The sequence below is a fragment of the Sulfurimonas sp. genome, assembly GCF_023229025.1.
Lineage (GTDB): Bacteria > Campylobacterota > Campylobacteria > Campylobacterales > Sulfurimonadaceae > Sulfurimonas.
In genome coordinates this window covers 1-22,073 of record NZ_JALOAA010000011.1, presented here as the reverse complement: position 1 = coordinate 22,073, position 22,073 = coordinate 1, and the positions used below count along the sequence as shown (strand labels likewise).

General features: G+C 36.3%; 19 protein-coding genes. 7 read left to right on the top strand and 12 right to left on the bottom strand.

Features of this window, described 5'->3' with window-relative positions; translation table 11 throughout:
• Positions 1–13: 13 nt before the first annotated feature.
• Positions 14–1,135, bottom strand: a complete 1,122-nt coding sequence (locus M0Q20_RS04130) for a metallophosphoesterase (protein WP_295058901.1) — start codon at positions 1,133–1,135, stop codon at positions 14–16.
• A 48-nt stretch (positions 1,136–1,183) separates the two neighbouring features.
• On the opposite strand from M0Q20_RS04130, the gene M0Q20_RS04125 reads away from it, so the two are divergent.
• Positions 1,184–1,828, top strand: a complete 645-nt coding sequence (locus tag M0Q20_RS04125; RefSeq protein WP_295058900.1) for a class I SAM-dependent methyltransferase — start codon at positions 1,184–1,186, stop codon at positions 1,826–1,828.
• A 52-nt stretch (positions 1,829–1,880) separates the two neighbouring features.
• Positions 1,881–2,513 carry a YceI family protein gene (locus M0Q20_RS04120; protein WP_295058899.1) on the top strand — a complete coding sequence of 211 codons (633 nt, stop codon included), beginning with the start codon at positions 1,881–1,883 and terminating at the stop codon, positions 2,511–2,513.
• On the opposite strand, the gene pdxA is transcribed toward M0Q20_RS04120, so the two are convergent.
• The 4 genes from pdxA to M0Q20_RS04100 all read right to left on the bottom strand — a co-directional run bounded on the left by pdxA (position 2,510) and on the right by M0Q20_RS04100 (position 7,542).
• Positions 2,510–3,424, bottom strand: coding sequence for a 4-hydroxythreonine-4-phosphate dehydrogenase (pdxA, locus tag M0Q20_RS04115; protein WP_295058898.1), 915 nt, complete (start codon positions 3,422–3,424; stop codon positions 2,510–2,512). The two genes, M0Q20_RS04120 and pdxA, sit on opposite strands and share 4 nt — an antisense overlap.
• Positions 3,421–4,203, bottom strand: a complete 783-nt coding sequence (locus M0Q20_RS04110) for a pyridoxine 5'-phosphate synthase (protein ID WP_295058897.1) — start codon at positions 4,201–4,203, stop codon at positions 3,421–3,423. The genes pdxA and M0Q20_RS04110 overlap by 4 nt, the downstream gene beginning before the upstream one ends.
• A 126-nt stretch (positions 4,204–4,329) precedes the next feature.
• On the bottom strand, positions 4,330–6,264 hold the full coding sequence (locus M0Q20_RS04105; protein WP_295058896.1) for a thioredoxin domain-containing protein: 1,935 nt from the start codon (positions 6,262–6,264) through the stop codon (positions 4,330–4,332).
• 78 nt (positions 6,265–6,342) lie between these two features.
• Positions 6,343–7,542 (bottom strand): cation:proton antiporter, encoded by a 1,200-nt coding sequence (locus M0Q20_RS04100; RefSeq protein WP_295058895.1) that lies wholly within the window; start codon positions 7,540–7,542, stop codon positions 6,343–6,345.
• A 282-nt stretch (positions 7,543–7,824) separates the two neighbouring features.
• On the opposite strand from M0Q20_RS04100, the gene M0Q20_RS04095 reads away from it, so the two are divergent.
• Complete coding sequence (locus M0Q20_RS04095; RefSeq protein WP_295058894.1) at positions 7,825–10,128, top strand: EAL domain-containing protein; 2,304 nt, start codon at positions 7,825–7,827, stop codon at positions 10,126–10,128.
• A 71-nt stretch (positions 10,129–10,199) separates the two neighbouring features.
• A complete protein-coding gene (gene dsbD / locus M0Q20_RS04090; protein WP_295058893.1) occupies positions 10,200–11,987 on the top strand; it encodes a protein-disulfide reductase DsbD in 1,788 nt (595 codons plus the stop codon).
• Between the two features lie 5 nt (positions 11,988–11,992).
• On the opposite strand, the gene M0Q20_RS04085 is transcribed toward dsbD, so the two are convergent.
• The 6 genes from M0Q20_RS04085 to M0Q20_RS04060 are packed head-to-tail and all read right to left on the bottom strand — an operon-like array spanning position 11,993 to position 18,419.
• The gene (locus tag M0Q20_RS04085; protein WP_295058892.1) at positions 11,993–12,760 is read right to left on the bottom strand and encodes an acyl-ACP--UDP-N- acetylglucosamine O-acyltransferase; all 768 of its coding nucleotides are present in this window, start codon (positions 12,758–12,760) and stop codon (positions 11,993–11,995) included.
• Positions 12,757–13,665 carry a Gfo/Idh/MocA family oxidoreductase gene (locus M0Q20_RS04080; RefSeq protein WP_295058891.1) on the bottom strand — a complete coding sequence of 303 codons (909 nt, stop codon included), beginning with the start codon at positions 13,663–13,665 and terminating at the stop codon, positions 12,757–12,759. The genes M0Q20_RS04085 and M0Q20_RS04080 overlap by 4 nt, the downstream gene beginning before the upstream one ends.
• A 3-nt stretch (positions 13,666–13,668) precedes the next feature.
• On the bottom strand, positions 13,669–14,760 hold the full coding sequence (locus M0Q20_RS04075; protein ID WP_295058890.1) for a DegT/DnrJ/EryC1/StrS aminotransferase family protein: 1,092 nt from the start codon (positions 14,758–14,760) through the stop codon (positions 13,669–13,671).
• Positions 14,750–15,805: a lipid-A-disaccharide synthase gene (gene lpxB / locus M0Q20_RS04070; RefSeq protein WP_295058889.1), complete on the bottom strand. Its 1,056-nt coding sequence runs from the start codon at positions 15,803–15,805 to the stop codon at positions 14,750–14,752. Before lpxB ends, M0Q20_RS04075 begins: the two co-directional genes overlap by 11 nt.
• On the bottom strand, positions 15,802–16,167 hold the full coding sequence (locus M0Q20_RS04065) for a c-type cytochrome (RefSeq protein ID WP_295058888.1): 366 nt from the start codon (positions 16,165–16,167) through the stop codon (positions 15,802–15,804). The genes lpxB and M0Q20_RS04065 overlap by 4 nt, the downstream gene beginning before the upstream one ends.
• A gap of 32 nt (positions 16,168–16,199) precedes the next feature.
• Positions 16,200–18,419: an ATP-binding protein gene (locus tag M0Q20_RS04060; protein ID WP_295058887.1), complete on the bottom strand. Its 2,220-nt coding sequence runs from the start codon at positions 18,417–18,419 to the stop codon at positions 16,200–16,202.
• 131 nt (positions 18,420–18,550) lie between these two features.
• On the opposite strand from M0Q20_RS04060, the gene M0Q20_RS04055 reads away from it, so the two are divergent.
• Both M0Q20_RS04055 and M0Q20_RS04050 read left to right on the top strand, forming a co-directional pair.
• Positions 18,551–19,747, top strand: a complete 1,197-nt coding sequence (locus M0Q20_RS04055) for a dihydroorotase (RefSeq protein WP_295058886.1) — start codon at positions 18,551–18,553, stop codon at positions 19,745–19,747.
• A 37-nt stretch (positions 19,748–19,784) separates the two neighbouring features.
• Entirely contained in the window at positions 19,785–20,021 is a 237-nt protein-coding gene (locus M0Q20_RS04050) for a DUF465 domain-containing protein (protein ID WP_295058885.1), read from the top strand.
• A gap of 20 nt (positions 20,022–20,041) precedes the next feature.
• On the opposite strand, the gene tgt is transcribed toward M0Q20_RS04050, so the two are convergent.
• Positions 20,042–21,160 carry a tRNA guanosine(34) transglycosylase Tgt gene (tgt, locus tag M0Q20_RS04045; protein ID WP_295058884.1) on the bottom strand — a complete coding sequence of 373 codons (1,119 nt, stop codon included), beginning with the start codon at positions 21,158–21,160 and terminating at the stop codon, positions 20,042–20,044.
• Between the two features lie 201 nt (positions 21,161–21,361).
• Here tgt and M0Q20_RS04040 point away from each other — a divergent pair.
• Positions 21,362–22,073 (top strand): catalase (locus tag M0Q20_RS04040; RefSeq protein ID WP_295058883.1); only part of this gene is annotated, 712 nt, incomplete at its 3' end.

The window sequence follows — 22,073 nt, the reverse complement described above, 5'->3', positions numbered from 1 at the left end:
GTTTTTAAAAAAATTAAAGAAGAGTTTTAAGAGTAATTTCTGTAATTTCGCTATCTGCTCCAAGTCTCATAGGCGGTCCCCAAAAGCCTGTTCCTCTGTTTACATAGATTTGCAGATCTTCATTGTGTCTATACAGACCGCTTACATATGGCTGCTGAAGGTTTACTAGAAACTTAAAGGGGTAGAGCTGCCCGCCATGCGTATGACCACTTAACATCAAATCAACCCCATTACTTACTTCATAGATAAATCTAGGTTGATGCGCTAAGAGCAGAGTAGGAGCATCTTTTCTGTTTTTCAGTGCTTTTTGTAGGTCTGGCATATATTTTTTTGTTCTATATCCAAAAATATCATAAACACCGGCAAGATTAAAGCCTCTAGAGTCCTCTCCTATATATACATTCTCATTTTCCAAGACTCTTATACCGAGAGATTTCATACTATTTATAATTTTTTCTATATTGTGAAAGTATTCGTGATTTCCAACGACATAGTATGTTCCAAATTTAGAGCTTAATTTTGTTAGCTCATATAGTGTCTCTTTGGCGGTTATAACATCTACATCTATCAAGTCGCCTGTTATTGTTACAATGTCAGGGTTTAGGGTATTGGTTTTTTTTACGATATCGCTTATAAAATCTTTGTCGATTAAACCGCCTATATGTAAGTCGCTTAGCTGGACAACTTTATACTCCTGTTTTAAATTTTTAATCTCTACATCTACTTTTTGAATATTGACAAATTTTGCATTATGAATAGATTTTAGAGTCAAGGTAGCTGCAGCAGCTATGGAGGTAATGTCAAGTGATTTTTTTATAAACTTCCTTCTTTGCTGTGAGATAGGCGCAAAAGATAGTAAAAGCCTAGATATATCATAAACTACAGCGCTTAAAAAGAGTAAAAAAACTACACCGATAGGAAGGGAAAACATAAAATAGAGCCAGTTTGGCGTATCCACGTAGTATCTTGCCAACATGTAGCATAAAATTCCGATAAGATTTATGATAAGAAATATACGAAGGTAGCGCTTAGACTTTGGAGTTATGTCAAGCTTAGCAACAAGCCTTTTTGATATATACATGTTTAATAAAATAAAAACGCCGATAAAGGCGGTGAAGAAGAGTATATAGTTCATAGGCGAAGTATATCAAAATCAGAAAAATAAAATGTTATTATTTCATTAATGAAAAAATGTAAAATTTGCAACAATAGCACGACCTTAATAACCGACACAAAAACTCAAAAAATATATAATAAATGCCTAGAGTGCTGCTATATTTTTCTTGAAGAGAGTTTTTATATTGATGAAGCACGTGAAAAGTCACACTACGACAAACATCATAACAGTTTTGAATCTCTAGGTTATGTAAAAATGTTTGAGGATATGATAGAGGAGTTTGTATCTGAGCATAAAAAAGGTATAAAAACGGCACTAGACTTTGGGTGCGGAGAGGGCGAAGTTTTGCCAATTCTGTTAGAGAGGAGCGGCATTAAATGCGACAGATATGATCTGTTTTACTTTCCAAAAAAAGTTTATGAGGGTAAGAAGTATGACTTAATCCTCTCAACTGAGGTTTTTGAACATTTGCAAAACCCTTTAGAAGTTTTTAAAAAGCTTCTTTTACATGTAGAGAAAAACGGCTATATCCTGCTTATGAGTGCTTTTCATCCAAGCAATGATGAGGAGTTTTTAAGATGGTGGTATATTAGAGATATAACACATATAGGATTTTTTAATATTACTACATTTAAGTATATAGCTAAAGAACTCGGTATAGTAATAATTAAACATAACTTTAAAAATATCATTCTTTTTCAAAATAGATAGATTTAATAAGAAATAGAGGCTATAATTTGTCAAAATTTAGTCAAGGATTGAAATGAAAAATATATTAATAACTGCACTTAGCGTGCTACTGGTTGCTTCTATAGCAAATGCAAGCCAAAAGGGTGGCTGTGAGTTGGCTCAAAAGGGTGCTCTTGAAGTTAGTTGGACAGGTTATAAAACCCCAAAAAAAGTTGGTGTTGGCGGAGTTTTTGATAGTGTTAAATATACTCCTATAGCAGAGAGCGGAAAAGATTTTCGTTCTATTTTAGTAGGTTCATCTGTTGTAATTGATACTTCAAGCGTAAACTCAAGAGACGAGGGGCGTGATGAGAAGCTTGCTAAGTTCTTCTTCACTATGATGAGTGATAAAAATATCAATGCTAAGATAGTTGATATCAAAGCTGATAAAAGAGTAAAAGATGCGCCAAGAACAGGTGTTGTTGATGTTGAGATAGAGATGAACGGTGTTAAGAAAACGGTTCCTATGAAATACAGCTTTAGCGATGGTGTCTTTGAGGCAAAAGGGAGCATTGATATTTTAGATTTTAGTGCAAATAAAGCTCTCTCATCTATTAATGAGGCGTGTTATGACCTTCATGAGGGAAAAACTTGGAGTGAAGCGGGAATAAGCTTTAAAACAAATATAGAGGCCGTTCTTTGTAATACAGAACCGCTAGAGTCTTAAATAAACTCTATAGCACTCTTAATTGCATTTATGTAGCTAAGAGTGTTTGCTCTACTTTTGTATGCGATGTCAAAGGCAGTTCCATGATCTACAGATGTTCTAACTATCGGTAGGTTTAAAGAGACATTTATACTCTCTTCAAAGTATAGCGCTTTTAGAGGTGCTAAACCCTGATCGTGGTACATTGCCACAAAGTAGTTAAACTTATCCCTAGAGTGCGGCGTAAAAGCGGTGTCTGGTACTAATGGACCAACAAAGCGCTCAAACCCTATCTTCTTATTTGCACTTTTTATCGCTTTTGTAATTCTTAGCTCTTCATCCCCTAAGACTCCATTGTCGCCTGCATGAGGGTTTAGACCAAGAACAGCAATACTCTCATTTGGAATTGATTTGTGCAAATCCAAAAAAAACTGCTTTAGTTTTTTGTACCCCACAGATGCTGCTACATCTTTTAGTGGAATATGTTCGGTAAAAAGAGCCACAAACATCTTTTTGCACCCAAGCATCATAATGGCATCTTTTTTAAAGTAGTCACGAAGCATATCTGTATGCCCTTTGTAGTGTAAGCCTGCAAGCATCCAAGCCTCTTTGTGAATTGGCATAGTCACGACTGCCTCCGCTTTTTTATCTTCACAAAGTTTTACGGCACTTAAAAATGATTCATAGGAGTATTTTCCTGCATTCTTATCTACACACCCCTCTTTTATATTGAAACTTCCCTCAACCTCATGCAGCGCAAAATCGGAGGGGATATCAACATCTAAAAGTTCGCATGCTTGATTTAACATATATGAGTTTATGCAGTAAATTGGAGTACAAAGCGCAGAGACTTCTTTGTGGCTCTTGAGTGCTATTTCAATACCCACACCGTTTAAATCGCCTACACTTACGGCAATGCGGGGTTTGCTCATCTTGAGGTGAGTCTCTTCATCTCTTTTATAGCATCCGTTAACCCGCTAAAGACACTTCTAGCAACAATGCTCTGACCGATATTTAGCTCTGTTATCTCAGCAATCTTCATCATCTCATACACGTTATGGTAGTTCAATCCATGTCCTGCGGCAACTTCTAGACCTATTTTCTTGGCATGTTTTGCGGTAGTTGTTATATCCGTTATCGATTTTTCAAGTCTGATTGAGAGTTCATTCCTTGAGAGTTCAAGCTCTTTTATGGAGTGGTTTGAGTGCGAGAGTGAGCTGTTTAGCATCGCAAAAATATTTGCGAAAGTTCCCGTATGAAGTTCAACCATCTCAGCGCCTAGCTCTTTTGATTTCTCTACAGCTTCTATAGTCGGGTCTATAAAGAGTGAAACGGGAATGATGTAGTCATGCAGAAACTCTATAGCATAAGCAATCTCATCTTCATAACCAAATAAATCAAGCCCGCCCTCTGTCGTTACCTCTTCTCTCTTCTCAGGAACTAAAGTCGCACGGTGGGGCTTTAGCTCTGTGACAATATTTAAAATATCTCTGTTGATAGAGCACTCTAAGTTTACAGGAAGAGTAGAGTGCTTCATAATGTTGTAGGCATCAACATCTTGTATATGTCGCCTATCTTCTCTTAAGTGAATAGTTATCTGATCAGCACCACTTTGACATGCAACCCAGAGGGCATTTAAAATGTCTGGGTCGTTGACACGCCTAGCTTCTCTTAAAACTGCTACGTGGTCTATGTTAACGCCTAGTTTCATGTTATTCAAATTTTTTATTTTCTGTGCATCGGATGCTGATAATCATTTCTTTCACATGCGCTAAAAACACTCATGACTGCAAGTGCCAAAATAGCCGTTATAATAATCTTTTTCATAACAAATCCTTCAAAAACTTTTCTTGATTATATCATTGATATCGTTAATATTATCTGTGTTTGCAAAGCAACTTTTATCTCCACAAACCATATAGTTTTTATCTTCGGAAGCCTTTAGCTGGATAAAGGGATACCCAAGCTGTGCAAGCGCCAAAGAGTTTGATTGCAATTTTTTCTGCTCAGACTTTATAACTATATCGCCTTTTAAATACCTTAGTATTTGACGCAATATATATGGATATATCACGGGGCGTCTTCCTAGCTCGTAAGAGTTGTACTCCATCGTTTTAAAGGCAAAGTGGCTATATTTGTCATCTTCAAGCAGAGAGTTTAACGAGAGTAAAACATCAACCATAATACCTACTGCGCTTGTATATGTGTTATCTGAGACTTCCGCTTTTGTCTCAAACTCCCCTATACTAAACTTCCATGTCCCCTTGTCATAAAAGTTCTCTAGTGCCAGATTAGCAAAGTGTTGTGCACGAAGGAGATAAAGTTCATCTTGAGTTGCATTAAATGCTTCAATGAGTGCCTGAGCCAAAAATGCGTAATCCTCTAAGAAGGCTTCAACTTTTGGAATTTTATGAATAAGAGTGGTGTGATATAGTTTGCCATCTATATACATAACTTCCATTAGCGCATCAAGGCTTTTTACCGCTTTTTGTTTGTAGGTGTCATCAATTTTACCTAGATTAAACAGAGCCTTTATCATCATGCCAGACCAAGAAGTTTGGATTTTTTTATCTATAAAAGGGTACTTCCTCTTTGCTCTTAAGCCTCTTAGTAAAGATTTTATACCCTCAAACTCTTTTGGTACAGTTTCATCTTTAAATCTAAGAATATTTTTGCCCTCAAAATTACCATCTTTGCTAATGCTTAGCATCTCTAGAATTTCATCAACATTTTTGTAGCCGTTACTTGATAAAAGCTTATGCACTTCCTCATAGCCAAAGACAAAGTATGTTCCCTCTTCGCCTTCGCTATCGGCATCGCTGGCACTGTAAAATAGGTTATCTTCGCTCATATGGTTATGCCAAAAATCTGCAATCTCTTTTGCTACCTTTAGATAGCTCTCATCTGCGTAACTTAGGTAGGCATTTGTATATACTTCACAGAGTAGGGCGTTGTCGTAGAGCATCTTCTCAAAGTGCGGAACTAACCACTTCTCATCAACGCTGTAGCGGCAAAAACCGCCATCAACTAAGTCATACATTCCGCCTTTTTTCATACTCTCAAGCGTGTTTATAACCATAGCTTTTGCCGATTTGTCATCATATAATCTATCAATAACTAAAAGTGTTCCAAGCGTGCTTGCATGCGGGAATTTCGGAGCGACTGAAAATCCGCCATAATGGGTATCGTAGTTGTTTTTTACCTGAAGCATAAAGTTTTTAACAAAATCCTCTTTTAGTACCGTTGCCTCTTTTGGATGCTCTTTATGGTTTAAAAAAGTCTCAATTTCATCGGCATTTTTAAGAAGTTGCTCATCTTTTTGTGAAATCTTCTCTGCTATGAGTTTCGTAAGCTCAATAAATCCCATCCCCTCAATGTTTCCCTCTCTTGATTCAGGCGGTATATATGTGCCTGCAAAAAAAGGTTTATTCTCCGGAGTACAAAATATGGAAGTAGGCCATCCCCCTGCGCGGCGATTTAACATCATATATACTTCCTGATAGTGTTTGTCAATGTCGGGGCGCTCTTCACGGTCAACCTTTATGCAGACAAAACTCTTATTTAAAATATCTGCGCACTCTTGATTTTCAAAAACCTTCTCCTCCATAACATGGCACCAGTGACATGAGCTGTAACCGATGGAGATAAAGATTGCCTTATTCTCCTCTTTGGCTTTTAAAAATGCCTCATCACACCAAGGATACCAATCCACAGGGTTGTCTTTATGCTGTTGCAAGTATGGTGAATCTTCTAATTTTAATCTATTTGACATGTTTAATTCTTTATATAAATTTTTTGTAGAGTAGAGAAATGTTGCTAATATTGTGCTTAAAAAAAGAGTTTGACAATTTTAAGTACACTCTCCTTTAAAATATCTCTTAAGTAAAAACGGCGGTACGACTGTTGTGATGATGATAACAAAAATCAGCATGGCGTATATATCGTTAGGCAATATGCCGTTTACTCTGCCCATCTCGGCAAATATTAGACCCACTTCTCCTCTTGGGACCATTGAAATTCCTATAAGAATTTTATTTTTTACACATTTTTGAATAATGAAAAAAGCACCCACAAACTTGCTAAAAAAGGCTATTAAAATAAAAGAGATACCCATTATCCAAAAAGAGGATGATGAAAAGTCTATGATAGATAAATCCATAGAGAGCCCGACCATGACAAAAAATATAGGTGTAAATATTTGAATTATAGGGGTCATGCTTGATTGTACCTCTTTTAAAAGCAACTCATTGGTGTTTAAAAAAGCTCCAAAAGGGAGAAAAAATCTTCTAGAGAGTGCAATTCCTGCCGCAAAAGAGCCTAAAATTGCCGGTGCACCGACTATATGTGAGAGATATGAGAAAAGAAGAATTAGTGAAATAATAATAGTAGGTATATATCCGGGAACTAAGTCTCTGCCGTGAAACTTATGTATCATGTATGAAATTATCTTTGCAAATATCGGGGCAAGTATTAAAAATGCAAGTACCATGCCAGCCACAGAGAGAGTGTGATTAAAATTTACTTCATGTGAGATAGAGAAGTCATAGATAAAAACTAAAAGTATAATTCCTATGATGTCATCTATAACCGCCGCGCCTATAACTATTTGAGCTATGTTAGTATTTTCCATATGGATATCTCTTAAGACTCTAAGGGTTATACCTATGCTTGTTGCGGTTAGTGTTCCGGCTATAAATAATGAGATATCAAAGGCAAGCCCAAAAATATAATTAGATGTAAAAATTCCAAAAGCAAAGGGCAAAACAGCACCAAGAAGTGCTACAATCAAAGATTTGCTTCCTGCATCTTTTAGACGTGAGAAGTCTGTCTCTATACCAACTTCAAATAGAAGTAAAATTATCCCGATTTCTGCGAGTATTTTGAGTATCTCATTTGGCTCTACTATACCAAAAACTGAAGAACCAAGCAGTACTCCTGCAGTTAGCTCCCCTAAAACAGACGGTATGCCAAATCTAGCAAAGAGTTCCCCTAAAATCCTTGCTACTATTAAGATTAGAAAAAGTGTTAAAAAAAAGTTATGTGCGTCCATTTCAGATTGTACTATATTTACTAATAAGATTACAAACAGATAACTGTTTTATTATGTCATCTATTATAAACAAACCTACAAACACCCGCAAAATAGCTACTTTAAGGAAACTATCAATATTTCTAATTATAATTTAAGTCTCTGAATAAATTTTGTGCTAGATCCTGAGTCAAGCTTAGGATGACAGAAGTATAGTAATTGTGAACTTGACTCGCAATCTAAATCTACGAATTAATCAGAATACTTAATTGTTTATAAATAAAATTTACAGCAAGAAGCAGTATGAAGTTTAGTAAAAAAATTGTAGTCGGCATTTTATTAATTCAGATAATAAGCTCACTAATTTATAACTACCTATACCACTATCAATATGCCACAGTTTTAAATATGACAATTGAGAAAAAAGAGTGTGATACTAACTTTGTTGTAGGAAATATTTTTAATGAACTCAAGCAAGAGTATAGCAAGCATGCAGAGGAGTTGCTACTAGAGCAAAAAATAGTAGAAGCATTTGCAAAAGGCAATCGTGAGGAGCTATATAAAGAGACCCTGCCTATATATGAGGCTCTTAAGAAGAGTAATAAATATCTTAATATTATGAATTTTTACACCGCAGATACACATGCGTTTTTAAGACTTAACAAGCCTCAAGAGTTTGGAGGTACTCTTGGAACATTTCGTAAAATGGTAGCTAAAACAAATGAGTCGAAAAAACCTCAATATGGGATGGAGGCGGGCAAGTACGGACTCTACTATAGAGTAATGTTTCCCGTCTTTAACGGGGATGAGCATATTGGTGCATTTGAGTTTGGTATAGATATTAAGTATCTAATATCTAGGCTCTCTATATTAAATATAAATACGCCGGCACTCTTAGTCTCAAAAAAGGTTGTAGCTCCTATATATATGTATGATGAGAATGCTTCTAGCTACTTAAGTGAGTTTACAAACGAGTACTCAATTATAAAGTATAATCCACAAGGCAAAGAAGATGTATCTATTGTTGATATAGTTGATAAGAATATTATAGAAAAAAATAGTTATATTGTAGATAAAAATAGCAACAGCTACCTTCTGTATCGTGGATACACTCTGCAAGATTATAAAAATAGCAAAATAGGCTATTTTGTATTTATGGATAAGATGAATTACTATATGGAGACTATAGTTTTTGTAAGATGGATATCTATATTTACTACACTGCTTTTGATATTGGTAATAACACTCCTTATGTACAAGCTTGTCAGAGAGTATGCTGCAGAGATTATGGTACAAAAGGATATCCTTAACTATAGAACTCATTTTGACTCTTTAACGGGACTTCCAAATAGAGTTTTGTTTAATGATAGGCTGCAACAGGCAATAGAGAAAGCAAAACGTCAGGACAAGTCACTAGCACTGCTGTTTATTGACTTAGATAGATTTAAACAGATAAATGATTCACTAGGTCATGATATAGGAGATAAAGTTCTTAAAATTATCTCAGAAAGATTAAAAAATGTTATGCGTAAAGAGGACTCTATCTCCCGCTTGGGAGGGGATGAGTTTACAATTTTGGTTCAAGATTTGAAAAAAGGAGAGGACGCTTCCATTCTTGCTCAAAAAATAATTTCATCGCTCTCTAAGTCAATTAATATAGAAGGGCACACTCTATATGTAACTTCAAGTATAGGAATCAGCATATTTCCAAATGATGGTAAAGAAGCGGACAACTTGCTAAAAAATGCAGATGCTGCAATGTTTAGAGCTAAACAAGAGGGAAGAAATAATTTTCAGTACTACTCAAGTGATATGACTGAACTCGCATTTGAACGTGTTGTGATGGAAGCAAGCATCAGAAAAGCGCTAGATAATAAAGAGTTTGTTGTCTATTATCAACCTCAGGTGGATGGTATAACAGGCAAAATAGTAGGAATGGAAGCATTAGTTAGATGGCAGCATCCAAGCGCAGGTATGGTTTTTCCAGATAAGTTTATTCCTCTTGCACAAGAGACAGGGCTTATTTTAGCTATTGACCATCTAGTTATGAAGAGTGCTATGACGCAGATAGCAAAGTGGTACAAAATGGGGCTTGAACCGGGAGTTTTAGCTTTAAATCTCTCTATGAAACAGTTAAATCAAGATGGGTGTTTAGAAAAGCTAAGCCTACTTATAAAAGAGAGCAACTGCAGACCTGAGTGGATAAGATTAGAGATTACTGAGGGCGAGATTATGAAAAATCCGCAAGGTGCTATAGATGTTTTAAACAGAATAAGCCAAACAGGGATTGAGCTTGCAGTTGATGATTTTGGAACAGGTTACTCATCGCTCTCATATTTAAAGCGCCTGCCTATTGATAAGCTTAAGATAGATAAATCGTTTATAGATGGACTTCCTAGCGATGAAGAGGATATTAGTATAGCAAGAGCGATTATAGCGCTTGCATACAGTCTTAAGCTTGATGTTATAGCAGAGGGCGTTGAGACTAAAGAGCAAAAAGAGTTTTTAGTTAAAAATGGATGTATTAATATTCAGGGTTACTACTACTCTATGGCAGTTTCTAGCCAGGAGATGGAAGAGATGTTAAAAAACGGGATTGAAAAGTAGATATATAGAAGGTGTTATTCTTTAATTTGTTATAATTCGTCACGTTCATTATAAAATCAGGAAAAACTATTATGAAAAAACTTCTTTTACTTCTCTTCTCATCAATTTTACTATTTGGCGCACAACCAAAATTTTTAATGCCTGATGATGCATTTAAGCCCTCTGCAAAACTAAATGAGAAGATGCAGATAGAGGCTACTATTGAGATAGCTAAGGATATATATATCTATGAAGAGTCAGTTAAGTTAAGTGTAAAAGGCGATAAGGGCATATCTATCAAAGATATAATCTACCCAAAAAGTGTAGATCACCATGGAGATATATCTTATGTTACATCACCTACTTTTATAGTAGACCTGCAAAAAGAGCCTCAAGTTAGCGGTATCGTTTCTATCGAGTTTGAGATTACATATCAAGGATGCTCGGAGCAGGGACTCTGTTATGAGCCATATGCAAAATCATTTATCCTTGATGTTGATAGTTCAAAAATATACGTTGGCAAAGAGTCTTCGGCAAAAGCAAGTAGTGACTCAAGTCAAAAAAGTAAAGCACAGACAGAAGCTACAACGGAACTCTCAGAGAGTGATAAAGTTGCCGATGCAATAAAGAAGGGTAATTTTGCGCTTGTTATCCTTACTTTTTTAGGCTTTGGACTTCTTCTTGCACTAACTCCATGTACATTTCCTATGATTCCTATTATCTCAGGAATTATAATTTCTCAAGGCGAGGGGATAACGACAAAGAGAGCATTTATGCTATCTCTAGTATATGTTCTTGCTATGGCAGTTGCATATACAATAGCCGGAGTTTTAGCAGGACTCTTTGGATCAAACCTACAAGCGGCGCTTCAAGCACCATGGGCAATATACACATTCTCTGCAATTTTTGTTGCACTTGCACTTAGCATGTTTGGATTTTATGAGCTAAAGCTTCCTGATTCCTTTGTATCGAGGATAAGCTCAAGTAACGATAAAAGTAGAAGTGGCTATGTTGGTGTTGCAGTAATGGGATTTTTATCAGCTCTCATTGTTGGACCTTGTGTTGCGGCTCCTCTTGCGGGTGCTCTGGTGTATATAGGTCAGACCGGAGATGCAATTTTAGGCGGTGCAGCTCTTTTTGCCATGAGTATTGGAATGGGGCTTCCGCTAATACTAGTAGGTGTAAGTGCAGGTAAGTTCATGCCTAAACCTGGCGCATGGATGACTATGATAAGCGCAATATTTGGTGTAATGATGCTTGGTCTGGCTATCTGGATGCTAGAGAGAGTTTTAGATAACTACATCATAATGCTTCTATACTCTATCTTAGGTATAGGTTTTGCCGTATATTTCGGTGCGTTTGAGAAGGATGCGCAGACTTTTAGAAAAAGTAGCGCAATAGTTATATTTATATACTCGGTAGCACTTTTTATAGGAGTTCTAGGTGGTTCAAACAGCATGACAAAGCCGTTGGAATTTTTAAAACCATCAGTCTCATCTACAGTATTAAATAGCACAAACTCTTCACATCTAAAATTTGAAAAGGTAACATCAATAGAGGAGCTTGATAAAATTTTAGAGGCAAACAGAGGCAAAAAAGTTATGATTGACTTTACGGCTGAGTGGTGCGTTGTTTGTAAAGAGCTTGATAAAAATACATTTTCAGATGAAGCCGTAAAAGCAAAACTCGGTGAATTTGTACTCATAGCGGCAGATATTACACAAAACTCTAAAGAGCAAAAAGAGCTAAGTAAAAAGTATGGAGTATTCGGTCCGCCGGTTTTAATATTTATTGATAAAGAGTCAAATGTTATAAACTCAAAAACTATCGTAGGCTTTATAGGACCTAAAGAGTTCTTAGAGCATCTTAGGGAGATTTAGTCTCTCTAGCGAACTTTTTGCTTTATATTACTAGAAGCGACAAACGATGCTAATTTCTTTATAAACTCATTTGGGTTTGTATCTGCTATCTCTTGAGCTAAGATTTTATCAGCACCGTCACCGAGGATTCTTTTAAAGACACTCTTTATCTCCTCAATATCGCCTTTTTTCTCTAACCTTCTTCTAAGACCGATGACGTTGAGTCCTTTTATAGTAGCTTTGTTTCCCTCTACAAGCATAAAAGGAGGAATATCTGAAGCTACAACCGATGCTCCTCCTACCATAACTCCTGTACCTATCTTATTGTTTGCTTCAATAGTGCTAAGACCGCCAATAATGACTCTCTCTTCACACTTTACATTTTCGTAAAGTCTAACGGCGTTTGTTACGATACAAAAATCATCAAGCTCTACGCCGCTAAGGATTTGAACATACCCCATGAGAAAATTGTTAGCACCTATAACTATCTTTTTATTTTTAGCATCAAGACTCTCTTGCGCACCAATTTGAACAAACTCTCTTATGTGTGTCTTCTCGCCTATATGTATCTCTGAAGACTCGCTGCCTATAACGGCAAAGCTAAATATTTTTACATTAGACTCAACGACTACTCTGCCTTTTAATATGACGTTAGACTCTACGGTGCAACCTGATTTTAACTCCACATCTTTACCGATAAAACAGAATGGACCTATAATAACATCAGAAGCTATCTTTGCGCCATCTTCTATAATGGTTGATTTATGGATATTTACTCTTTTATCTGACATCATTTGTTCGCAATTTCTAGAGTAATTATACTATCTTGCACAGTTGCCAATGAGCCGCTATCGCCTGTTTGCAAGTAGTTTATAAATGCTTCAAGCTCATCATGCAGTGCATTACTTCTCTTAACAAAGCAGTTTTTTGTTATAAATGAGTTTGGATTTATGTTGATTCTCTCGGTAAGTGTTTGAGAAATTAAATCGGCTTCAAAATATTTTATTTTGCTCTGTTCATCTACTCTACATGCAACGCTGATAGTTCTTTTTCTATAGGGAGTTAACCAGTTCGTAGATATATCGCCTATGATTGATCCCTCAAGTTCAAAGGCTAAAATAGCGTTGTCCTCATGAGTTTTATGAATCTTTTGAGATTTGAACACCGCGCTGTTTATAATATCTTTTTTGGTTATAAAGCGTATCAAATCACTATCATGAACTGAGAGGTCGGTTAATATCCCCACATCTGCTATGCGCTCTGGAAAAGAGCCGCTTCTTGTAATTGAGATAGAGAGTATCTCATGTTTTGCAATTTCGTTTATAAGAGCTTTTACAACCGGATTGTATCTCTCAATATGTCCGACACAACTTTTTATGGAGTTTTTTTCTACTGCTCTTAGAATCTCTTTTGCATCTTCAACGCTTGAAGCAGCAGGTTTTTCTATAAAAATATCAATCTTGCGCTCGGCACACTCTAGAGCTGCATCTTTGTGAAGAAATGTAGGTGTTACGATTATAACCGCATCCGGCTCTACGTTATCTAGCATAGTATGTAAATCTGTAAAAAACGGCTCTTTAAATTCGGAGTTTTTTACAACGTCACATAGCCCGACTATCTCAACACCGCTTATGTTTTTAAGGGTGTTGTAGTGGTTTTTTCCCATTGCACCAAGACCGAGGATAGCAATTTTTTTCAACAGTTAACCTTTAATAGCGCGAACAATAAAATCTTGTTCGGCTTCGCTTAAATAAGCGCTCATAGGAAGAGACATTATCTGCTTTGAGACAAGTTCGCTAATAGGAAAATCACCTTCGCTGTAGCCTAGATAAAGAAACGCTTCTTGAAGATGAAGAGGAACAGGATAGTGAACGGCAGTTGGTATCCCTTGCTCTGCAAGTTTAGCAATCATAGCCTCTCTATCTTGCACTCTTACTGAGTACTGCGCATAAACACTTGTGCTTCCTTGGGCAATTTTTGGAGTTATAACAGCTGTATTTTCAAGGATATCGCTATATCTTGAGCCTATCTCATCTCTTAGTTTTACCTCTTTGTCAAAATGTTTTAATTTTACACCAAGTATAGCGGCTTGCACTGCATCAAGACGACCGTTTATACCTATGAGTTTATGCTTATATCTCTCATTTTGACCATGATTTAAAAGCATTCTTATCTTAGCGGCAAGCTCATCATCATTTGTAAATAGTGCTCCGCCATCTCCATAAGCGCCAAGAGGCTTTGATGGAAAAAAGCTTGTACATCCTATAGTTGATAGGTTACATGATTTTTTACCTCTATATAAAGCGCCAAAGCTCTGGCAAGCATCCTCTATAACCGGAAGATTATGTTTTGCAGCTATCTCATTTATAGCATCCATGTCAGCACACTGTCCATATAAAGAGACCGGCATGATGGCTTTTGTTCTGTCTGTAATGCGCGATTCTATCTTCGTGGGGTCTATATTATAACTATCTTCATCTATATCTACAAATACGCTTTTAGCACCCAAGAGAGCAATTACCTCAGCGGTAGATATAAAAGTAAAAGGAGTAGTGATAACTTCATCGCCGGCACCCACATCAAGAGCCATTAGGGCTAATAAAAGAGCATCTGTGCCGCTACTGCAACCAATCGCATGCTTAGAGCCTGTATATGTTGCAAGATTTTTCTCTAGGGAGATTAACTTCTCTCCTCCTATAAATTGCGCCGATGCAAAAACCTCTAAAACTTCTCTGTCTATCTCTGTTTTATACTCTTGATACTGTGCTTGTAAATCTATAAAATTAATTTTCATCTATTTCCTCTATAATTGCTGCTACTCTTTTAGAGCTACCATGCTCTAAATACTCTCTTAACCTCTTTGAGTCACTTAAAAATCTGCTTCTGTCATATTCGTTATATGCTTTTATAAGATTTTTAGCAGTCACTTCCTCTTGTATAAACTCCGGATGTAATGCCCTGTTTTTAAACTTTGCAAACATAATATTTGCCAGCCCTATATAGTCCAATTTTACAAGCCTACTAGCAATAAAATAGTCTAACGGCTTAGCTATATATGTCAACACAAAAGGTGTTCCTATTAGGGATGCCTCTAAAGTCGCAGTACCGCTGCATATAAATGCAAAGTCTGCCTCAAGAAGCGTTTTGTGTGGGTCATGAGCCGTTTTAAAACCCAAAAGGTTACCATAAATATCTTTTATATCTTCTTTAGAGAAGTTTTTTGGAACTATTATTGTTGTTTGAATTTTAAGCTCTTTTTGAACATCTCTGAAAATTGGAAGAAGCTTTTTTATCTCTGATTTTCTGCTCCCGGGCATAAATACAATATTTTTTATTTCGTCATTTAGGCTATGCTTAAACTCTTTTATCTGATCAAGTAGAGGATGCCCGACATACTCAATCGGTGCATCTTTTGAGTAGTACTCTCTCTCAAAGGGGAGAATGGAAGCTAGATGGTCTATTGTCTTTTCTAAAATGGGGATTCGTTTTTTCTTCCAAGCCCATGCTTGAGGCAAAATGTAGTAGATTATCTCTTTATCGGGGTACTTTTTTTTGATTTTTCTAGCAAGAGGGAGATTAAATCCGGATGAGTCAATAAGGAGAACTTTATCAGCCTCTTTTGCTAACTCAACCATTTGATTATTTAGTTTAAGAAAAAATCTCAACTTCTTTATAGCATCAACAAAGCCCATTATTGCCAAGGAGCTTAAATCAATTATGCTATCTCCGAGCTCTCTGTCAAATACTCCTATAAATTCTACATCGGCACTTAACTCTTTTTTAAGAGATTTGAGATGAATATTTGCAGAGTGCTCTAGTGCGCTAACTAAAATTTTCATGAACCGCCGTCCCCGTGGACTTGATAACTATCATCATACCTCTTTTTATTCTTCTCTTCTACGAACTCGTTCATATATATTGATAGATTCTCTATATCATCATCACTTAAACCTACTGCAAAAGGTATCATCATCTCTTGCTGTTGATTCTCTGATATACGTGAGCGAAATCTCTTTAGTTTGTACTCCATGTAGCCTTTTGCCCGATTTGCAAGATACGGATATTGATGAAGACCCTCTAGCTTCATCCCATGGCAGGTGTGGCAGCCATTTTTGATATATAACTCTTTACCCATATCATATCTGCTGCTTTGTGCATTTAAAAGTAAAAATGACATTATATATAAAAATATTATTTTCAATGCGCAACTCTCCTATATTAACTTAAATAGAATTATTTCGTATTTGAGTTAATATATTTAACTAAAAGATCAAAAAGTTTTTCCAAATCTATCGGTTTGATAAGATGTCCATCCATTCCAGGAGCTTTAGTTCTTTGCATCTCTTCGCTCATGGCATTTGCAGTTAGTGCGATAATAGGCACTTGAGCATCTATTTCTCTAATAATCCTTGTTGCTTTATACCCATCCATAACAGGCATCTGCAAATCCATAAATATAAGATCATATTTACCCTTTTCAAACATATTTACAGCCTCTTTACCATTTTTTGCTATTTCTATATCATCTATACAATCTTCAAGAAGCCCAGAGAGCACTAGTTGGTTTGTTACATTGTCTTCTACGATTAATATTTTTTTAGCACTTATAAACTCTCTGCTAAACTCAATTTTTCTACTCTCTTTTTTTGTCTCTATAGAGTCTGTCTCTTTTAGTTCTATCTCAAAGATAAAGCAGCTTCCCTCTCCCTCTTTGCTCTCAAGCCATATTTTACCGTTCATTAGTTCTACTATCTGCTTTGATATTACAAGTCCAAGACCGGTTCCTCCATATTTTCTTGTGGTGCTCTCATCAGCTTGTGAAAATATATGAAACAGCTTTTTTTGCTCATCTTGGCTTAGGCCGATTCCTGAATCTTGGATTTGAAATCTATATCTTGACTCTTTGACTTTTGAGATATATATGTTTATATTTCCGCCATTGCCCGTAAACTTAATTGCATTTCCTATTATGTTACTTAAGACTTGAGAAGTTCTCAGGCTATCACCAATAAAAAAACTCCCGACACTCTTGGCATATGTAGTTATGATTTTTATATTTTTTTGTTCCGCAATCACTTCTAGTGGGGATAAGAGCTGCTCAATTGTCTCCTTTAGGTTAAAGCCTATCTTCTCTATCTTCATCTTTCCTGCTTCAATTTTAGAGAAGTCTAAAACATCATCAATTATATCGAGGAGTGATTTTGCGCAATCATCTATCTTTTGTAGATAATTTTTCTGCTTCTCATCTAAATCTGTTTTTGATAGAAGATGACCTATACCTATAAGCCCATTCATTGGAGTTCTAATCTCATGTGACATATTTGCTAAAAACTGCGATTTTGCTTTTGTTGCATTTTGGGCTACTGTTTTCTCTTTTTCAAGCTCTTTTGTTCTATTTTTAACTATCTGTTCAAGACTCAAGCGCTGTTTTACATTTAGATAAATAACACCAAATAGGGCAAGCAGCCCTATAAATGCTGAGATGTTTATTATATAGTATTGGTAAATCATATTGTGAAGATATTCACTTTTGGTGTATGAGACTATATATGCAACAGCTTCTTGACCTAGGATGCTTTTAATCGGCAAAAAGGAGATGATATATGAGTCGTTTAGGTAGTTAGTGTGCAGAGAAAATGAGTTATTGTGAGTTATGTTTTTAGCAATCTGCTCTTTTAACTTCTGCTTTGAGAGTATCTGTTTTGGATATATGCTCTCTTTGCTACTGCGCGTGTTTAAAAAGAGAAACTCATCATGTTCGATGCTCTGGGTATAGTTGAGGTTAAAATCGTTTTCATACTCAACTAAATTAAAAAGAGCTTTTTTGACAATAAAATTTGTATATGTATCATGAAGCTCAAACATTGCATCTTGCATGCTCTGAGAGGAGAATGATAACTCTGCACTGCCTATAAAAGTATCTTTATAGTAGAGAGGAAAAAGGTTTCTAAAAGCATGAGTTCCTTTGCCTTGTTCAAAACCGCTAAGTGGCTCTTTTGTTTTGTTTGCATGCACAACGGAGTGGCGAATCAAGGAGAGATCATCACCATATATCTCTTTTTTGTGAACTCTTAAAAAAGATGTATTGTCTTCAAATATAAAATGGATAATATTTACACCAATCTCTCTAAGGGTATAGAAGTGTGGAAGTAGCTCAAAGTATAGCATATCTCGAAGTCTATCCCGCTCATCTTCATCTTTTGCATGTTTTGCTCTAAAGAATAGTTCTGGTACTCTGCTGTTGTTAAAAAGCTCTTGATTGATTATCTGTGAGATAACACTGTATCTGTCCGTAGTTACTCTGTAGCCATGCGCAAGGTTGATTACTTCTTGATTCAAAAGAAGCTCTAAGCGCGAATTTTTATCTTTTGTAGTTGTAAAATAGATTGTAAAATATAGAGATAAAAAAAGAGTAGTGATGATAAGTTTAATCATACCAAGCGAGTATCTCAACGAATCGACCTTTGTTTTTTAAATATTTATATAAACTAGTATAACCTAAATTGATTAAAAGGTTATGAAATTAATCTTATTTATAAGGCATAACCTACTACAATTTTATCAATACAATTAAGGTTGAAGCGATGGTAATAAAAAATGCGACACTTTGCGATATTGACGGGGAGAGAGAAGTAGATGTTCGTATTGAAGATAATATAGTAGTTGAGATTGGGCATGGACTCTCATGTAGCCAGAGTATAGATGCAACAGGTCTTTATTTTATGCCTCTTTTAGTAGATACTAACATGAGGGTTCAAGACTCCACTCTGAATGCAAAAAATATAAAAGCTATATCAGACGAGGCACTAAGTGCCGGAATAGGGCGCATTATTTTAAATCCAGATTGTAATCCGGCAATAGATAACGAAATAGTTCTTGAGTTTGCACAAAACGGACTTCATGAGCTTGGCGGCGCAAAAGTTGATTTGATGTTAAATACTCTAAAAGAGGATAGCACTCTGAGTAATATTGCTATTTTGCTAAAACGCGGTGCGATTGCGCCTTACATGAGTACCATTGCAAAGAATGACGTAGCTATTAAGATTGCGCAGTATTGTCAGATGTATAACGTAACTCTATTTTGTAAAGCAGAGGATAACTCTCTGATAAATAGCGGTGTTATGCTAGAAGGAGATATTAGTTCAAAACTGGGGCTTGCCGGCATACCTGACTTGAGCGAAGTTTTACATGTCTCACGCATGATAGAGATAGCAAGACACTTTAAGATAAAAATACTTTTTAAAGCAATAGCTTCTCCCCGCTCTATATACCTTATAAACAAGGCAAAGCAAGATGGCGTTAATGTGACATGTGAAGTCTCTATTCATCATTTTAGCAACTCAGATGAAGCTTGCAAAAACTTCAATACTGCCGCAAAACTAAATCCTCCACTCTCCTCAAGAGATGATATGAAGTTTTTGCAAGAGGCTCTAAAGAGTGGGCAGATAGATATATTGACAACTCTTCATCAACCTAGCTCCCCATTAAATAAAGAGGTTGCATTTTATGACTCGGCTTACGGGTGTGAGGGAGTTAAAAATGCTATGAGTATCTACTACACAAAGCTTGTTAGAAACAATATTATCTCAATGCCCGAGCTTGTGAAGCTATGTGTTAAAAATCCGGCAGAAGCAATAGGAGAGAGCGCAGGAGAGATTAAAGTAGGAGAGAGAGTAAATGCAATGCTCTTTAATCCAAACAAAACCGTTGTTATGGATGAAAAACTCTCTTTATACTGCGGCGAAGAACTTTACGGTGAAGTTGAGAAGATTTTTAACTAACAATATGCTAAAATTAAAAAAAAACAAGGAAATAAAAATGTTACATGAATATCGTGATATTATTACTCATATGAAAGAAAATAGTGCGGCAAACACTCACTTTTTAAGAATTTTTGACAAGCACAACGAACTTGACAATAAAATTACAAAAGCTGAAAATAGTGAAATCGTACTAACAGACAAAGAGATAGAGACTCTTAAAAAAGAGAAACTACTATTAAAAGATGAAGCGTACGGTATTTTAGTAAAATATAAAAAAGAGCATAGCCTGTAATCCATCATTTTTTTGATGGATTAACCTCTCTTAGCATAAAACTTTGATTTAAACTCCCCATATCTATCCTCCAAAATCGCCCCCCTAGCTTCTCTCATTAGATTTAAGTAGTAGTGCAGATTATGTATGGTTGCAAGTCTAAAGTATGTTATCTCACGAGCACGAAATAGGTGGTTGAGGTAGGCTCTGGAGTATCTTTTACATGTTAAGCACTCACACTCGCTATCTACTGGGGCATTATCCTCTTTAAATGTTGCGCCTTTTATATTTAGTTTTCCAAATGAGGTAAAGAGTGTTCCGTTTCTTGCATTTCTTGTCGGCATGACGCAGTCAAACATATCTATGCCGCGCTCGATGTTCTCTATGAGGTCTTCTGGAGTTCCTACTCCCATTAGGTAGCGCGGCTTATCTTTTGGCATATATTTTACCGTATACTCAACCGTGTCGTACATATCTTGATTTGCTTCGCCGACCGAGAGCCCGCCTATGGCAAATCCGTCAAAGTCTAGTTCGCAAAGTTCAGTAGCACTTTTAGTACGAAATGCCTTGTCCGTTCCGCCTTGGATAATTGCAAAGATATTCTGCTCGACACCGACTCCCTCTTTTTGTTTTTCTCTAAAGTACTCGATAGACTCTTTCGCCCATGCGGTTGTTCTCTCGATACTAAGAGCAATGCGCTCCTGCGTTGCCGGAAGTGCAACTAAATCATCTAAAATCATCATAATGTCCGAACCTAAGTTATGTTGAATATCGATGACCTTTTTAGGAGTAAAAAAGTGTTTGCTACCGTCAATGTGGCTTCTAAACTCTATACCATTTTCTGATGCTTTTGATATGTCGCTAAGACTAAATGCCTGAAAACCGCCGCTGTCAGTCAAGAAGCTTTTTGGAAATGTTGTAAAGCCGTGAAGCTTACCCATTTTTGCAACCGTCTCATCTCCCGGACGAAGATACATGTGGTAAGTATTTGCAAGAATTATCTCAGCACCAAGAAGATCTAAAACATCTTCCATATCAAGAGCCTTCACGCTTCCAACAGTTCCAACAGGCATAAAAACAGGTGTTTTAATAGTTGAGTGAGCAGTTTTAATGGTACAAGCACGAGCATTTTTTGAAGTAGCTTCTAAAGTAAATTCCATTGATTATTAGTTCCTAAAGTGTATAATTTTTTGACATTATAACATTAACTGAAATTTCTTGGCTACCGCGCTTTGCTTGGGAGTGTGTAGATTAACTCTTGTTTTCTGAGTAGTAATTAACTGACATAATTTTTATACTATTGAAGTTATTACGATAAGATACTATCAGATGGTATTTTTATCACTTAAAAGGAGAACAAAATGAAAAAGAGACTAACAACCGCGTTTGGCGCACCCGTTGCAGATAATAACAACTCACTAACAGCTGGACCAAGAGGACCAATGCTACTTCAAGATGTATGGTATTTGGAAAAAATGGCATATTTTGATAGAGAAGTTATCCCTGAGAGGCGTATGCATGCAAAGGGTTCCGGCGCATTTGGAACCTTTAGAGTGACAAAAGATATAACAAAATACACCAAAGCAAAAATTTTCTCTAAAATCGGAAAAGAAACAGAGATGTTTGCTAGGTTTTCCACCGTTGCGGGTGAGAGAGGTGCTGCGGATGCTGAGAGAGATATTCGCGGGTTTGCTCTTAAGTTTTATACAGAGGAGGGAAATTGGGATTTAGCGGGTAACAATACGCCTGTGTTTTTTATAAGAGACCCACTAAAGTTTCCGGATTTAAATCATGCCGTCAAGCGTGATCCAAAAACAAATATGAGAAGTGCAAAAAATAACTGGGATTTTTGGACTAACTTGCCGGAGGCTCTACACCAAGTAACAATCACGATGAGTGATAGAGGCATCCCATATTCATACCGTCATATGCATGGCTTTGGTAGTCATACTTTTAGTTTTATAAATGATAAAAATGAGAGAAATTGGGTTAAGTTTCATTTTGTTAGCCAACAAGGCATCAAAAATTCAACAGATGAAGAGGCGCAAATGTTAGTTGGTAAAAATAGAGAGA

Coding starts and splice junctions, on each gene's coding strand:
- M0Q20_RS04125 (WP_295058900.1), top strand. CDS start 1,184: ATGAAAAAATGTAAAATTTGCAACAATAGCACGACCTTAATAACCGAC.
- M0Q20_RS04100 (WP_295058895.1), bottom strand. CDS start 7,542: ATGGACGCACATAACTTTTTTTTAACACTTTTTCTAATCTTAATAGTA.
- tgt (WP_295058884.1), bottom strand. CDS start 21,160: ATGGAATTTACTTTAGAAGCTACTTCAAAAAATGCTCGTGCTTGTACC.
- M0Q20_RS04050 (WP_295058885.1), top strand. CDS start 19,785: ATGTTACATGAATATCGTGATATTATTACTCATATGAAAGAAAATAGT.
- pdxA (WP_295058898.1), bottom strand. CDS start 3,424: ATGAGCAAACCCCGCATTGCCGTAAGTGTAGGCGATTTAAACGGTGTG.
- M0Q20_RS04120 (WP_295058899.1), top strand. CDS start 1,881: ATGAAAAATATATTAATAACTGCACTTAGCGTGCTACTGGTTGCTTCT.
- M0Q20_RS04075 (WP_295058890.1), bottom strand. CDS start 14,760: ATGAAAATTAATTTTATAGATTTACAAGCACAGTATCAAGAGTATAAA.
- M0Q20_RS04085 (WP_295058892.1), bottom strand. CDS start 12,760: ATGATGTCAGATAAAAGAGTAAATATCCATAAATCAACCATTATAGAA.
- M0Q20_RS04110 (WP_295058897.1), bottom strand. CDS start 4,203: ATGAAACTAGGCGTTAACATAGACCACGTAGCAGTTTTAAGAGAAGCT.
- M0Q20_RS04055 (WP_295058886.1), top strand. CDS start 18,551: ATGGTAATAAAAAATGCGACACTTTGCGATATTGACGGGGAGAGAGAA.
- dsbD (WP_295058893.1), top strand. CDS start 10,200: ATGAAAAAACTTCTTTTACTTCTCTTCTCATCAATTTTACTATTTGGC.
- M0Q20_RS04095 (WP_295058894.1), top strand. CDS start 7,825: ATGAAGTTTAGTAAAAAAATTGTAGTCGGCATTTTATTAATTCAGATA.
- M0Q20_RS04105 (WP_295058896.1), bottom strand. CDS start 6,264: ATGTCAAATAGATTAAAATTAGAAGATTCACCATACTTGCAACAGCAT.
- lpxB (WP_295058889.1), bottom strand. CDS start 15,805: ATGAAAATTTTAGTTAGCGCACTAGAGCACTCTGCAAATATTCATCTC.
- M0Q20_RS04130 (WP_295058901.1), bottom strand. CDS start 1,135: ATGAACTATATACTCTTCTTCACCGCCTTTATCGGCGTTTTTATTTTA.